The sequence below is a fragment of the Streptomyces sp. NPDC047042 genome, assembly GCF_040644035.1.
In the GTDB taxonomy this organism is placed as follows: Bacteria; Actinomycetota; Actinomycetes; order Streptomycetales; family Streptomycetaceae; genus Streptomyces.
In genome coordinates this window covers 1-13,829 of record NZ_JBEYVP010000048.1, presented here as the reverse complement: position 1 = coordinate 13,829, position 13,829 = coordinate 1, and the positions used below count along the sequence as shown (strand labels likewise).

Genomic DNA, 13,829 nt, shown 5'->3' with positions numbered 1-13,829 from the left:
CGCGCCGTCAGGACAGTTCGAGCACACCCCTGCGTACGGCCTCGGAGACCGCCGCCGCCCGGTTGTCGACCTTGAGCTTGCGGTAGACGCGCACGAGATGCGTCTTGATCGTGGCCTCGCTCAGGAACAGCGCCCCGGCGATGGCCCGGTTGCTGAGCCCCTCGGCCATCAGCCGTACGACCTCGATCTCGCGCCCGCTCAGCTCCTGCTCGGGGCTGACCACCTGGCCGACGAGTTCCCCGACGATCTCCGGTGCCAGCCCCAGCGCCCCGGCGGCGGCTCCGCGCACCGCGCGGAACAGTTCCTCGGGCGGCCCCGCCTTGAGGACATAGCCCCGGGCGCCCGCCTCCAGCGCGCGGACCACATCGGCGCGGCCGGCCGAGCTGGTCAGCATCACCACGGCCACCCCGGGTGCCTCGGCGGCGAGCCGGCGGATCGCCTCGATGCCGTCGATCACGCCTCCGCCGCCGGTGCCGCCGAAGCGCAGGTCCATCAGTGCGACATCGGGCAGCAGCTTGGCGACCAGCGCGACGGCCTCCTCACCGCTGCCCGCCTCGGCGATCACCTCGAGGTCGGGTTCGCCCTCCAGGAGCGCGCGCAGGCCGGCCCGTACCACGGCGTGGTCGTCCGCGAGCAGGACGCGCAGCGGCTCGGCCGCGCCGGGCGGATCCGCGGTCATCGGGCCGTCGCCGTGGGGACGGAGTCGGCGGGGGCCTGGGGGCCGGCGGCAAGCTGTGGCCGGGGCCGCGCGCAGACCGTGGCCCTGATCCGGGTCCCCCGGCCGGGGGCGCCGCTGACCTCGAGGTCACCGCCGTACTCGCGCAGCCTGGCCCTCGCCGCGGGCAGTCCGAAACCGCGGCCCGGCCGGGTGGACGTACGGCCGAGGATCTTGGCGGGGTCGAGCCCGATGCCGTCGTCGCTGACCTCGAGGTCCACCCGGTCCGGCCGCTGTCGGCTGAGGGTGACCTGCACGTTCACCGCCTGGGCGTGTTCGCGGATGTTCGCGAGGGTGCTCTGCGCGACGCGGAACAGGGTGGTGGCGGCGTGTTCGTCGAGGGCGTGCTGGGGGTCGCCCACCGACCGGAACCGGACCCGGGCGGCCGTTCCGTCGGCCTGGGAACGGGCGCACAGGACGCGCAGCGCGCCCTCGATGCCGGTCTCGGCGACGGCGGACGGGGTGAGATCCACGATCATGCGGCGGGTCTCGGTGAGGTTGGTGCTCAGTCCGTCGGCCACCGCGCGCACCCGGGTGCGTGCCGTGTCGGGGCGCTCGTCCCAGTCCCGTTCGGCGGCCTGGAGCAGCATCAGCCCGCCGGCGAGTTCCTGGGCGAGGGTGTCGTGCAGATCGCGGGCGATACGCGTCCGTTCCGCGAGCACTCCCGCGCGGCGCTGCTGCCGGGCGACGAGGTCACGTGTGTCGCGCAGTTCCTCGACGAGACGCCGGCGTGCCTCGGCGTCCCGCTGCTGGAGGCGGTAGAGGGCGACGGTGCCCCAGACGGCCGCGACCGGCACCAGCACGGTGTCGATGACGAACCCGCCGTCGGCCCCGGCCAGTGCCGCGACGAGGACCACGGTGATCAGGGCGATCGCCACGATCGCGGACCGGCGTCCGAGCACGCTCTGTGCGGCGCACGCCAGTGGCAGGGCACACCACACGAAGGCGGAGGTGAGCACGGCCGGGACGAGAAAGAGGAGGAGGCCCCACAGGGCGAGGAGCAACGGGATCCAGGCCGCCCGTCCGACCGTGCCGAGCCGGTCCCACAATGTCACCCCGCCCGTGTAGACGAGCGCGAGCAGCCCGCTGACGGTCGCGATGTACCAGCACAACTCGCTGTTGAGTCGCGTGAGTTGAAGCAGGGCGGACACCACGATGACGAAGAACGCCAGATGGGACATGTGTTCCAGCGTGAGCCGGCCTCCGCGAACCCGCAGGAACGTACGGACGGGGGCACGGTCGGGCACGGCAGATCCCCTTGGGCGGACTGGTCCAATCGAACAGGGCACCCGAGTCTATCGATCTCCTGTATGACCTGCGTCAAGAGAAGTCGGGAACCAGGTGCCCTGCTCGCCGGCTACGCGCCGGGGTGCAGCCCCAGCGAACCCGGGGTCGGGTCGCCCTTCACCTCTCCGAAGTACAGGGCGAAGGTCTGCTTCCAGCGCTCGACCTGCGCGCGGTCGGCCATGAAGCGGGGGAAGCCGTCGACGTTCGCGTTGGGGTACTCCCAGATGGGCTTGAGGCCACCGGTGGGGGTGATGTCGGTGCGTACCGACCAGGCGCCGGTGGACTGCTGGGCGGTGGAGAGCCGCCAGTTGAGGAAGAGCTTGGCGGCGGTGGTGTTGCGGCCCTGCTTGAGGATGGCGGCCCGCTGGCCCCACGCCACAAAGGGGTGCCCGTCGGCGATGGCCCAGCGCGAGGGTGCCGTGGACGGCGCCAGGAGCGAGCCCGAGCCGCCGACGCCGAGCGCCTTCTGCCCGGTGGAGACGGCGATCCCCGGTGTGTGGCTGCCGCGGGCGAACTGGACGTCCTGGGTGGCCAACTTGGCGGCCCAGTCCCAGCCGTAGTGGTCGACGTACAGCTTGTAGAGGTAGAGGACCGCGTCGTCGTCGTGCGGGTAGGACGAGGCGATCTGTCCCTTCCACTTCGGGTCGATCAGGGCGAGCGGGGACTTCGGGACGTCGGCGCCGACCGCGGCGACGTTGTACGAGTAGCTGAAGGCGATGACCCCGAGGGCCAGCCAGGCACCCTGCGGGTCCTTGAAGCCCTTGTACACCTTGGAGAAGCCGGCCGGCCGGTAGTTCAGCAGGCGGCCCTGCTCCTTCCAGCGGGTGAAGTCGTGGAGGGTCTGGAGCTGGACGACGTCCGGGACGAGGGTGTCGGTCGCGAACTGGTTGTCGACGCGGACGTCGTGGTACTTGCTGTAGTCCACGACCACCTTGAGGTCGATCTCCGGGAAACGGGCCGAGAAGTTCGTGCGGATGCCGTTGCCCTGTGCGTCTACGTCGCCGCCCGAGTAGATGACGAGCTTGCCGCCCTCGGCCAGCGCGGCCTCGTACAGCTCGTCGAGCGTCCGGGTCTCCTCGGGTCCCGCGTCCGAACGTGACCCGGAGGACGAGGCTGCGGCGTTGGCGGGGGTCGCGGTGGCGCCGAGCGCCCCGACACCGAGGGCAGCACCGGCTCCGGTGGCGAGTACACGTCGTCGACTGAGGAAACTGGACACGCTGAGGACCTCTCAATGGGGGGAATCCTGCTGGGAGTTCGATCCTGACGCGGGCGAGAGGAACCTCGCGTCGGCTGTACGGAGCGTGCGGGTGGCAGGGGGAGGAATCCCCGTTCAACCGATCGGTTGAACGGGGATCCGCCCCGGGTCCGGGGAAGGGGCGTCGGCGAAGCAGTTCAACTCCGGTGCGGACAGCGCCCCAACAGGGGCGCGGGGAACTGCGCGACCAGCCACATCGGGCCCGCACCCGAGCTACGACAAACTCTGGAGCGCCTCGGGGACGAGGTCCTTGAGGGCCGGATAGCCGTCCACCGCCATGATCAGGTCCGCCTCGGCGAGCAGCGCCCGCAGGACATGGACGATGCCGTCCGCGCCGCCGAGGGCGCAGCCGTAGGCATACGGGCGGCCGATGCCCACCGCGGTCGCACCCAGCGCGAGGGCCTTGACGATGTCGGCGCCGCTGCGCACACCGGAGTCGAAGAGGACGGGCAGGTCACCGGCTGCCTCGACGACACCGGGCAGGGCGTTCAGGGCGGGCAGGCCCCCGTTGGCCTGCCGACCACCGTGGTTGGAGCAGTAGATGCCGTCCACCCCCGCGTCCCGCACCCGGCGCGCGTCCTCGGGGTGGCAGATGCCCTTGACGATCAGCGGAAGGTCGGTGAGCGAGCGCAGCCAGGTCAGGTCGTCCCAGGTGAGCGGGTTGCCGAAGATCTGGGTCCAGTGGAGGATCGCGGCCTGCGGATCCTGTTCCGGCGATCGGCCCAGGCTAGCCCGGAAGGCCGGGTCGCTGGTGTAGTTCGCGAGGCAGTGGCCGCGCAGCTGGGGGAAGTTGGCGGTCGCCAGGTCCCTCGGGCGCCAGCCGGTGATCCAGGTGTCGAGGGTGACGACGATGCCCTGGTACCCGGCCTGTTCGGCGCGGTGCACGAGGCTCTCGGCGATGGCCCGGTCGGTCGGGGTGTAGAGCTGGAAGAAGCCGGGGGTGTCGCCGAGTTCGGCGGCCACGTCCTCCAGCGGGTCGACGGACAGGGTGGAGGCGACCATCGGGACGCCGGTACGGGCGGCGGCGCGGGCCGTCGCCAGGTCGCCGTGTCCGTCCTGGGCGCACAGGCCGATCACCCCGATCGGGGCGAGGAACACCGGCGAGGGCAGTGTCACGCCGAACAGCTCGACGGTCAGGTCACGCGTGGCGGCGCCGACGAACATGCGCGGGATCAGGCCCCAGCGGGCGAACGCGTCGACGTTGGCCCGCTGGGTGTGCTCGTCGCCGGCGCCCCCGGCGACGTACGACCAGACGGACGGTGGCAGCGCGGCCTCGGCCCGCTCCGCCAACCCGGCGAACTCCATGGGGAAGGCGGGCAGGACCCCGCCCAGGCCGTTCAGATAGATCTCGTTCTGGTAGTCGGCGAACGCCATTCGGACACCCTTTCCCTCAGGTCGAGCGGCTTCCGGACTCAGGTGGCGGTGCCCGGCCGGGCGTGCAGGAGCAGGTGATCGGCGAGCAGTTCCAGGGCGGCCCGGCCGTCGGCGCTGTTGCGGTCGACGAGCCAGATCATGTTGAGGCCGTCGATCGTCGACTGGACGTATCGCGCGAGCACCGGCACAGGTTCCGTCCACTCGATTCCGGCGTTGTCCGCGGCGAGTTCGAGCAGGGACGCGAAGGCGCGCAGGAAGATCTCGTACTGCTTCCTCGCGACGTCCTCGAAGCCGGGATTGCGCAGCGCGTACTGGGTGAGCTCGTAACTGATCTGGTGCTCGCCGGGATTGGCCTCGAAGCCCTTCCAGAACGCGTGCAGGCTGTCGAGAACGCTGTCGCGGATGTCCTTGTGCGGGGCGAACAGGCCGCGGACCTCCGCGACATAGCGTTCGGTGAGTGTCTCCGTGACGAGTTCGAGGAGCTGTGCCCTGGACTCGAAGCAGTAGTGGAAGGCCCCGAGGGTCATGCCCGCCTCGGTGACCACCGCGCGGGTGGTGGCCTTCGCCACGCCGTCGCGTGCCATGACGCGGATCGCCGCCTCGAGCAGCTCCGCTCTCCGGTCGCTCGCCGCCATGCGGGGCACGCGTTCTCCTCTCCGCACCGGTCCCACCTGCTGTGGTTCGGCCGTCAGAATAGCCAACCGGCCCAGGAGAAGTAAGTCACCCGTCTAGGACGCTTGACTTACTTCTCTCGTCTGCGCCACGGTAGCGATGACCGAACGGGCACGAGCAGCCTCAGGAGGCAGGGGTGCGGCCACGGGCCACAGTCGTTCTGGACGGATTCGGCGTCCTGGAGTCGTTGCGCTGGCACGACGACGCCCTGTGGTTCTGCGACCTCGCGCACGGGACGGTCCACCGCTGGGACACCCGGGGCGAGCCGGAGACGGTCGCCGAGGTCCCCGGTCGGGCGGGGGGCCTGGGCTGGCTGCCGGACGGGCGGATGCTGGTCGTCTCCATGGACGGGCACTGTGTCTACCGGCGGGAGCGGGACGGCTCCCTGGTCGTGCACGCCGATCTCAAGGAGATCGCCGGGGGCCCCGTCAACGACATGTTCGTCGACCGGCGGGGTCGCGCCTATGTCGGCAACTTCGGCTTCGACTACCACGGCTTCGTCCGCCGCCGGCCCAACTCGATGCTGTACGCCCCGCCGGGACCGCCCGGGACCTCCCTCGCCTGCTTCTCCCCCACCGGCGAACTGCTGGGCCTGAGCGAGCCGTTGGTCTTCCCCAACGGCATGTTCCTCCTCGACGACGAGTCCACGCTGCTCGTCGCCGAGACCCTGGCGATGCGGCTCACCGCACTGCCCGTACTGCCCGACGGACGGCTGGGCCCGCCCCGGCCCTGGGCTCCCCTCATCCCCTCCGCCCTGTGGAAGTCCCTCAACCACCCCGGATCGCTGGGCCGGATCACCCGGCGTGTCTCCGCGCTCCTCGACCACCGGGCGATCGCCGAACGCTCCGCCAGTCCCATCGCACCCGACGGCATCGCACCGGGCCGGGACGGCACGGCGTGGGTAGCCAACGCGCTGCGCGGCGAGTGCGTCCGGGTCGGGCCGGGCGGCACGATCCTGGACCGGGTCGCCACCAGCCAACGCACCCTGAGCTGTCTGGTCGCCGGACCCGACGGCGACACGCTGTACGCGGCGACCACCCCGACCGACGATCCGGTGGAGGCGGCCCGGCTGGGCGGGTCGCGGCTGGAGGCGTACGTCCTGCCGTCATCATCGCGACCCTCGTCAGCCTCCGCCTGAACTCGGCCTACTTTCCCGGGAGTTCCCATGAACGCACAACATCGATCGGACGGTGCGCAGCCCCCGCGCACCGGCGCTGACGGCGCGCGTCCGCGGTGAGCGTCGTCCTGATCACCGGCGCCGCGAGCGGCATCGGCGCGGCGACCGCGCGGGAGGCGGTGCGCCGCGGCCACCGGGTCGCCCTCGCCGACATCGACCTGGCCGGTGCGACCCGGATCGCCGGTCAACTCGGGTCCGACGCAGCCGCGTTCGAGCTGGACATCCGCGACGAGGCCGCGTGGGACGCGAGTTTCGACGCCGTCTGGGACCGGCTCGGCCCGGTCGACGTGCTCGTCAACAACGCGGGGATCATCCACACCGGCTACGCACGCCAGTTGTCGCCGGCCGAGCACCGCCACATGGTGGAGGTGAACCTGCTCGGCCCGATCAACGGCATCCTGGCCGCCCTGACCCGGATGCGGGCCCAGGGCCACGGGCACATCGTCACCGTGTGCAGCATGACCTCGTTCCTGCCGCTGCCCGGGTACACCACCTACGGCGCGACCAAGCACGGGCTGCGCGCTTTCCACCACAGTGTGGCCATCGAGGAACGCGACGGGCCCGTGACCTTCAGCATCGTCCATCCGCCCGGCACCCGGACCCCCATGCTGGAGCAGGAGATGGCCGACCCCAGCGCGGTGATCACCTTCGCCGAGAAGCCGCTCACCCCCGAGCAGGTCGCATCGGTGATCGTCGACGCCATCGAGAAGAAGCCGATCGAAGTCGTCCACCCCGCCATCGGTGGACGTGTGCAGCGGGTCGCCGGTGTGTTTCCCCGGCTGATGCGCTTCGTGATCCCCAAGGTGGTGGCCATGGCCAAGCGCCGCAGCACGGGCCTCGTCCCGGCCCCCGCGGCAGTACCCGAGCAAGGAGACAGCAACCGATGACCGTCAACACCACCGCTTCCAGAGCGAGTTCGGATCCCACGACCCAGAGCCATTTCGACGGGCTGCGCGCGGCGACCGCCGGCCTGGAACCGCCTTTCGGCGTCATCGACCTGGACGCCTTCGACGCCAACGCCCGTGACCTGGAACGCCGGGCCGGCGGCAAGCCGATCCGGCTCGCCAGCAAGTCGCTGCGCTCCCGCGCCCTCATGCGGCGCGCCCTGGACAGGCCGGGCTTCGACGGCATCCTCGGCTTCACCCTGCCCGAAGCCCTTTGGCTGGCCGAGGAGTTCGAGGACATCGTCGTCGGCTACCCCACCGCCGACCGCACGGCGCTGCGCCGCCTGGCGGCCGACGAGCGGCTCGCCTCCCGCATCACCCTGATGGTCGACTGCGTCGAGCACCTCGACCTGATCGACGCCGCGACCGGCCCGCGTTCGACCCGTATCCAGGTGTGCCTGGAACTCGACGCGGCCCTGCGGCTGGCGGGCGGCCGGCTCCACCTGGGGCCGCGCCGGTCCCCGGTGCACACCCCGCAGCAGGCGGCGGCGTTCGCCCGCGAGGTCGCGTCCCGCCCGGGCTTCGAGCTCACGGGCATCATGGGGTACGAGGGTCAGGTCGCCGGTCTGGGTGACAACGTGCCCGGCAACGCCGTCAAGCGGGCCGTGGTCCGGGCGATGCAGCGTACGTCCGTCGAGGAGCTGAGCCACCGCCGGGAGGCGGCGGTCGCGGCCGTACGGGCCGTGACACCGCTGCGGTTCGTCAACGGCGGCGGCACGGGCAGCCTGGAGACCACGACCCGCGAGGACTCCGTCACCGAACTCGCGGCGGGCTCCGGCCTGTACGGTCCGGGGCTGTTCGACTTCTACCGCAGCTTCCGGCCCGTCCCGGCGGCGTACTTCGTGCTGCCCGTCGTCCGCCGTCCCTCGGCGTCGATCGCGACGCTCCTCGGCGGTGGCTGGGTGGCGTCCGGGCCGCTCGGCAAGGACCGGCTGCCCACCCTGGCCTGGCCCGCCGGGCTGCGGGTCACCGCCACGGAGTCCTTCGGGGAGGTGCAGACCCCGCTCCTCGGCAAGGCGGCGAGCGGGCTGAACATCGGGGACCGGGTGTGGCTGCGGCACGCCAAGGCCGGTGAGCTGTGCGAGCGGATCGGCGATCTGCATCTGGTCAGCGGCGGCGCGGTGGTCGACACCGTGCCCACCTACCGCGGCGAGGGCCGCCACTTCCTGTGACAGCCACCGCGGCCACCGCCATCACCGGCCGGACGGTCCTGATCGTCGGCGCGTCCTCCGGGATCGGGGCGGCGGTTGCCCGCCGGCTCGCCCCGGCGGGCAACCGGCTCGTCCTCACGGCCCGGCGCGCCCCCGAACTGGCCGCCGTGGCCGAGGAGGTACGGGCAGCCGGCAGCGCCTGCCTCACCCTCCCCGCCGACGCCCTGGACCCGGAGGCGGCGGCCGGGGTCGTGGCGGCGGCCGTCGCGGAGTTCGGCTCCGTCGACATCGCGCTGCTCAACGCCGGCCAGGGGCCGGACATGGCCATGGACCGGGTGAGCACGGCGGACGTCTCCCGGATCATGGCGTTGAACTACGACGTCGTCGTCAATTACCTGGTCCCGCTGATCCGGCAGTTGGGCGAGCAGCCGGACGGCGGCCTGATCGCCCACACCAACTCCCTCGCGGGGCTGATGGGCATCCCCCGCCAGGGTCCGTACTCGGCGGCGAAGGCGGCCGTACGCACCCTTCTCGACGCGGCGCGGGTCGAACTGGCGCCCAAGGGCATCCGGTTCACCTCGATCCACCCCGGGTTCGTGGGAACGGACCGGGTGGACGCGGACGGCCTGCCCAAGCCGTTCCAGGTCAGCCAGGAGCGCGCGGCCCGGTACGTCGTACGCGCCCTGGAGCGGGAACCGGCGCAGGCCTGTTTCCCGTGGCAGACAACAGCGCTGGTCCGGACACTGCGCGCCCTGCCGGCGCCGGTCTCCGACAGGGTGCTGCGACTGCTGGCGTCACGGTAGACCTGGGGCCCGTCACCCCCGCCACCCCTTCACCCCGTCACTCGGTTGCCAGGCGCAGGGTGTCGAACGTGTGCTCCTGCCACAGTTGGCGGGACTCCTCCTCCGGGTAGGCGGCGACGGCCGGTTCGGTGTCGAGCAGCCGGGTGAGTCGCTGGTCGGTGTCGTACGCGGGCCAGCCCGGGTCGCCCGTCGCCGCGAAGGAGGTCCACGCGGCACGGAATTGGGCGGACAGCGCCTCGGTCTCGGGCGGTGGCGTGGGCCCGAACAGCATGCCGCCGAGGCCTGCCCCGGCGTCGCCGAAGTTGCCGAAGGTGAGCGGTACGTCCAGGCCGTGGCAGGCGCCCAGGGCGCCGCCGAGCGCGGGGGCGGACCAGGTCAGCTCGTACACATGGGCCCGGCCGCCGCCGGCCACCTGGGCCTGGGCCAGCTGCAGCGACGGCATGCGGAACAGCCAGTCGGACTGCACGAGTTCGAAGAGATACTCCGCCGAGGCGTCCGGGAACGCGGCGCGGTAGGCCTGCTCGGGGCCGGGCCCGGGTCCGAACACGCGCAGCGCGGCCGCCGCCATGTCGTCGTCCACACGGCCGAGCAGCCCGCCGAACATGAGGAAGAGACGGTACTCGTCCCGGGTGTGTCCGACGATCAGTTCGACGTCCCGGGCGGCGCCGGCCGCCAGCGCCTCCCAGGGCGCGGTGGGCAGGACGTCACCGTCGACGACGGGTGAGAACGCGGTCGGGGTGAGGGCGACAGCGCCCCACCTCGCGACGTACTCGCGCATCCGGGGAGTGAGCGCGGCTCCCGCCTCGGGCAGCTTGCGCGGGTCCACGCCGGCCAGATCGGCAACCGTGGGGCGCAGCCCGAGCTCACCGGCGAGTGCCTCGGCGATGTCCCCGGCGAGCGCGTCCGAGAAGTACGTGCCGGGCACGCTCTGTGCGATCGCCCGCCGGAACAGCCCGCGCGCCCTCGGCATGACCAGCAGTGCGGCGATGGATCCGGCGCCCGCCGACTCCCCGAAGACGGTGACCTGGTCGGGGTCGCCGCCGAACGCGGTGATGTTCTCTCGCACCCACTCCAGGGCGGCCACCTGGTCGAGGAGCCCTCGGTTGGCCGGGGCGCCCTCGATCTTGGCGAAGCCCTCGATGCCAACCCGGTAGTTGAGGGTGACCACGACGACGTCACCTTCCTGGGCGAGGCGGCCGCCGTCGTAGCTCGCGTCGTCGGCGGAACCCGCCTTGTAGGCGCCACCGTAGATCCACACGAGCACCGGCCGACGCGCCGCCGGATCCGTGTCGGGCGTCCAGACGTTGACGGTCAGCCAGTCGTCCCCGCCGGGTGAGGCGGGCGAGGGGGCCGAGGCGTCGGGGCCCATCGCCTCCTGCGGAGGGGGCGGCCCGAACGCGAACGCCTCCCGCACCCCGTCCCAGCGCTCCACCGGCCGCGGCGCCGCGAACCGCAGCTCCCCGACCGGGGGCTGCGCGAACGGAATCCCCCGGAACACCGAGAGACCACCTTCACGACGCCCGCGAACCGCGCCCACCACGGTGGCGACCTCGGGAAACTCACCTGCGCTCATCATTTGCTCCTCACGACCGACGCACCACGACGCGTTCAGAGGCACACGGTAGCCGAAACGAACTATATTTCACTAGGCGAACTCACCAGAGGCGCCGAGTCGACTCCTGGGGGCAGAAACGCCACAGGAGAACCCGAGGCGCCTCTCCCCCTGCGCGCGGGCGTTGCCCCCGACTAGGTTGGGCGCCATGAGCAACCTTGACCGCGCGCCCGTCCCCAGCGTCTGCGGCGGCCGCGGATTCGTCGTCGCCGAACCCGTACGCGAACTGCTGAGCCCCCGGCGCGTGAAGCTCGGCGCGGGCACCGAAGTACGCCGGCTGCTGCCGAACCTCGGCCGGCGCATGATCGGCGCGTGGGCCTTCGTCGACCACTACGGGCCGGACGACATCGCCGACGAGCCCGGCATGCAGGTGCCGCCGCACCCGCACATGGGCCTCCAGACGGTGAGCTGGCTGCACGAGGGCGAGGTGCTGCACCGCGACTCGACCGGCAGCCTGCAGACGATCCGCCCGCGCGAACTGGGCCTCATGACCTCCGGCCGCGCGATCAGCCACTCCGAGGAGAGCCCCAGGTCCCACGCCCGGTTCCTGCACGGGGCGCAGCTGTGGGTCGCCCTGCCGGACGGCCACCGCCACACCGACCCCCACTTCGAACACCACGCCGTCCTGCCCACGGTCACGGCACCCGGCGTGACGGCGACCGTGATCCTCGGCGACCTCGACGGCTCGACCTCGCCCGGCACGACGTACACCCCGATCGTCGGCGCCGACCTGACCCTCACCGCCGACACCGACGTACGCCTGCCGCTCGTACCGGACTTCGAGTACGGGGTACTGGCGATGTCGGGCGAGGTGCACGTCGACGGCGTGCCGATGCTCCCGGGCTCGATGCTCTACCTCGGCTGCGGCCGGACCGAACTCCCACTGCTCGCGTCGTCCGACGCGAGCGTGATGCTCCTGGGCGGCGAGCCGTTCGAGGAGGAGCTGATCATGTGGTGGAACTTCATCGGTCGGTCTCAGGACGAGATCGTACAGGCTCGCGACGACTGGGCAAAGGGGGCCCGTTTCGGTGAAGTGAAGGGCTATGACGGCGCCCCGCTGCACGCTCCGGAGCTTCCGGCGACGCCGATGAAACCAAGGGGACGGGTGCGCTGACCTGCGAAAAGTCGGGTCGCTGGCCCCAGTAGTGCGAGGTCGTCGAACCGCTCGTCCGCAACGGTGGCCTCGGGTAGAGCGATAGGTCGGATGCCGCCGCCCGGAGGGCATCCGAGGCAGTCCGCGTTTCCAAAGTGTGGGCATCTGTAGGCAGCTTTGGCAGGACTGATGCTGACCCAATGCTGACTTTTCTGACGATCCGTCAGCCCGTGGCGGACGAGGTGTTCGACCGTTGATGGCTCACGCAAGGAGCGGAGCGATCGCATGATGATGGCGACGGACGCCGATCCCTGAGTCGACTGGCTCACGGGGACGGGTGGCCTAGGGACGGTCCCTCCGGTGATTGTGGGAACCCAACAAGCCCGGATGCGGCGGGGGCGCCGGCGCACCCTTTTGCGGAATGGTGCCCGGCCAAGGACACCATCAAAAGCTTTTGCAAGCCTGCGGGCACGAGGAAACGAGAATGCCGTACGGCCGGTGCGTAGTGCTACAAAACATGGCCCCGGGCCCTTGAGACTGTCCCGAATCATGCCTGCCGACCGACATCAACATCAGATCACACGGTCCCGTAGAGATGCCGCCTGGGGCAGATCTACGGTATGCACGACGCGCCATCTGTACGAGGCACCTTCGCGGCGCATCTCGACGAGGTCAACGTGGTCGATTAGCAGCTCCGTGGGAGGCAGCGAGCGGAGGGGCCTCACCGCTTCGTGCACGGGCTCGGCCGGAAGCTTTCTGCCGCAATAGCCGATGCCAATGTGCGGACGAAGTCGGCTACTGCTCTTCATATGCGGGAGTCCGCAACTCGCCGACGCTGCGACAAGGAGTTGAAGGAGCCCGACGATGGGGCTCCACGGCGCGACGCTGTAGCGAAGTGCGCCACGAGATCCGGTGAGAGGTAGCGCGGAGAGCGTGAAGGCAGCTGGTGCGATGGCTTGCACATTTTCGGCTAGGCGAAAGAGCAGAGCCTCGTCGACAGTATTGGCATCGGCGATTCGCCCGAGTGTGAGGTGAAAGCTCTCGCTGTCGATCAGATCGAATGCTTGAAGGTGCCGTACTGCGTCTTGGCATCGGCGGGCCTGAGCCACGAAAGCGGGCTCGTCGGAGATGGTCAGCAGCCAGTAGTAGGCACGTGTGCTGGACGTCCAGCCCGGGCGTTGCCAGTGGTTTTGCATCTCGGTCAGCGTGTCGAAGGCCCGCCAATCGTGGGCAGTAATGGACCCTGGGTCGTCAAGATCCGGTGGCGGGGCGACGGGGAACGCGTCCGGGTGCGACGTGATCAGTGGCGGCATCCCGTGGCGTCCTTCCCAAGGCGTGCGGTGACGAAGGCATGGTGGCAGAGCAGGCCAACTGCTTCACACGAGGGGTCGCCGCCCAAGCCGTCAGGGCCTCGGAGTACTCACTCACGGCTGCGACGTCAGCCCATTCCTCGGCGTTGCGAAGGAGATCGTGGGCACGTTGCACCACCGACAGGATCAACGGACCGTCCATCGCATCTTGCAGGACCTGCCGGCCGATGCTCATGGCGTGTTCCACATCGGGGTCACGGCCGGACAACAGGGCAGTGGCGACGTCCAAACGGACCAAGGAATGCGTCCAGAGCGAATCAGACGCGGCGACATACTCGCTGTGAACCGCTCCGGGATCGGTGGAGGCTCTATGCGTTGACTCCAGCCGCCGGTTGGGGCTGGTGTTGAGCGTAGTAGTTGGTCTCGTGCTCGTAGG

At 70.8% G+C, this 13,829-nt stretch carries 12 protein-coding genes; 5 read left to right on the top strand and 7 right to left on the bottom strand.

Annotated elements, in window-relative coordinates:
- Positions 1–7 precede the first annotated feature (7 nt).
- The 5 genes from ABZ855_RS40240 to ABZ855_RS40220 all read right to left on the bottom strand — a co-directional run bounded on the left by ABZ855_RS40240 (position 8) and on the right by ABZ855_RS40220 (position 5,266).
- Entirely contained in the window at positions 8–679 is a 672-nt protein-coding gene (locus tag ABZ855_RS40240; protein ID WP_360816172.1) for a response regulator transcription factor, read from the bottom strand.
- Positions 676–1,962, bottom strand: coding sequence for a sensor histidine kinase (locus ABZ855_RS40235; RefSeq protein ID WP_360816169.1), 1,287 nt, complete (start codon positions 1,960–1,962; stop codon positions 676–678). Before ABZ855_RS40235 ends, ABZ855_RS40240 begins: the two co-directional genes overlap by 4 nt.
- Before the next feature lie 110 nt (positions 1,963–2,072).
- Complete coding sequence (locus tag ABZ855_RS40230; RefSeq protein ID WP_360816166.1) at positions 2,073–3,218, bottom strand: ABC transporter substrate-binding protein; 1,146 nt, start codon at positions 3,216–3,218, stop codon at positions 2,073–2,075.
- 252 nt (positions 3,219–3,470) lie between these two features.
- Complete coding sequence (locus ABZ855_RS40225) at positions 3,471–4,631, bottom strand: alpha-hydroxy-acid oxidizing protein (protein WP_360816163.1); 1,161 nt, start codon at positions 4,629–4,631, stop codon at positions 3,471–3,473.
- A 38-nt stretch (positions 4,632–4,669) separates the two neighbouring features.
- Positions 4,670–5,266 (bottom strand): TetR family transcriptional regulator, encoded by a 597-nt coding sequence (locus ABZ855_RS40220; protein ID WP_360816323.1) that lies wholly within the window; start codon positions 5,264–5,266, stop codon positions 4,670–4,672.
- A 173-nt stretch (positions 5,267–5,439) separates the two neighbouring features.
- Between ABZ855_RS40220 and ABZ855_RS40215 the strand changes: the two genes are divergently transcribed.
- From ABZ855_RS40215 to ABZ855_RS40200, 4 genes are all read left to right on the top strand, one after another.
- Entirely contained in the window at positions 5,440–6,441 is a 1,002-nt protein-coding gene (locus ABZ855_RS40215; protein WP_360816160.1) for an SMP-30/gluconolactonase/LRE family protein, read from the top strand.
- Between the two features lie 95 nt (positions 6,442–6,536).
- Positions 6,537–7,367: an SDR family oxidoreductase gene (locus tag ABZ855_RS40210; protein ID WP_360816158.1), complete on the top strand. Its 831-nt coding sequence runs from the start codon at positions 6,537–6,539 to the stop codon at positions 7,365–7,367.
- Positions 7,364–8,596 carry an amino acid deaminase/aldolase gene (locus tag ABZ855_RS40205; protein ID WP_360816155.1) on the top strand — a complete coding sequence of 411 codons (1,233 nt, stop codon included), beginning with the start codon at positions 7,364–7,366 and terminating at the stop codon, positions 8,594–8,596. Before ABZ855_RS40210 ends, ABZ855_RS40205 begins: the two co-directional genes overlap by 4 nt.
- Positions 8,593–9,378 (top strand): SDR family NAD(P)-dependent oxidoreductase, encoded by a 786-nt coding sequence (locus ABZ855_RS40200; protein WP_360816152.1) that lies wholly within the window; start codon positions 8,593–8,595, stop codon positions 9,376–9,378. The genes ABZ855_RS40205 and ABZ855_RS40200 overlap by 4 nt, the downstream gene beginning before the upstream one ends.
- Positions 9,379–9,415: 37 nt before the next feature.
- On the opposite strand, the gene ABZ855_RS40195 is transcribed toward ABZ855_RS40200, so the two are convergent.
- On the bottom strand, positions 9,416–10,951 hold the full coding sequence (locus ABZ855_RS40195) for a carboxylesterase family protein (RefSeq protein WP_360816149.1): 1,536 nt from the start codon (positions 10,949–10,951) through the stop codon (positions 9,416–9,418).
- Between the two features lie 187 nt (positions 10,952–11,138).
- Between ABZ855_RS40195 and ABZ855_RS40190 the strand changes: the two genes are divergently transcribed.
- Positions 11,139–12,104 (top strand): pirin family protein, encoded by a 966-nt coding sequence (locus ABZ855_RS40190; RefSeq protein ID WP_360816146.1) that lies wholly within the window; start codon positions 11,139–11,141, stop codon positions 12,102–12,104.
- Positions 12,105–12,655: 551 nt separating this feature from the next.
- On the opposite strand, the gene ABZ855_RS40185 is transcribed toward ABZ855_RS40190, so the two are convergent.
- Positions 12,656–13,396, bottom strand: coding sequence for a 2'-5' RNA ligase family protein (locus ABZ855_RS40185; protein WP_360816143.1), 741 nt, complete (start codon positions 13,394–13,396; stop codon positions 12,656–12,658).
- Positions 13,397–13,829 lie beyond the last annotated feature (433 nt).

What these genes read in the sequence shown, in the direction of transcription:
- ABZ855_RS40240 (WP_360816172.1), bottom strand. Translation starts at nt 679, where the DNA reads ATGACCGCGGATCCGCCCGGCGCGGCCGAGCCGCTGCGCGTCCTGCTC.
- ABZ855_RS40225 (WP_360816163.1), bottom strand. Translation starts at nt 4,631, where the DNA reads ATGGCGTTCGCCGACTACCAGAACGAGATCTATCTGAACGGCCTGGGC.
- ABZ855_RS40220 (WP_360816323.1), bottom strand. Translation starts at nt 5,266, where the DNA reads ATGGCGGCGAGCGACCGGAGAGCGGAGCTGCTCGAGGCGGCGATCCGC.
- ABZ855_RS40205 (WP_360816155.1), top strand. Translation starts at nt 7,364, where the DNA reads ATGACCGTCAACACCACCGCTTCCAGAGCGAGTTCGGATCCCACGACC.
- ABZ855_RS40195 (WP_360816149.1), bottom strand. Translation starts at nt 10,951, where the DNA reads ATGAGCGCAGGTGAGTTTCCCGAGGTCGCCACCGTGGTGGGCGCGGTT.
- ABZ855_RS40190 (WP_360816146.1), top strand. Translation starts at nt 11,139, where the DNA reads ATGAGCAACCTTGACCGCGCGCCCGTCCCCAGCGTCTGCGGCGGCCGC.
- ABZ855_RS40185 (WP_360816143.1), bottom strand. Translation starts at nt 13,396, where the DNA reads ATGCCGCCACTGATCACGTCGCACCCGGACGCGTTCCCCGTCGCCCCG.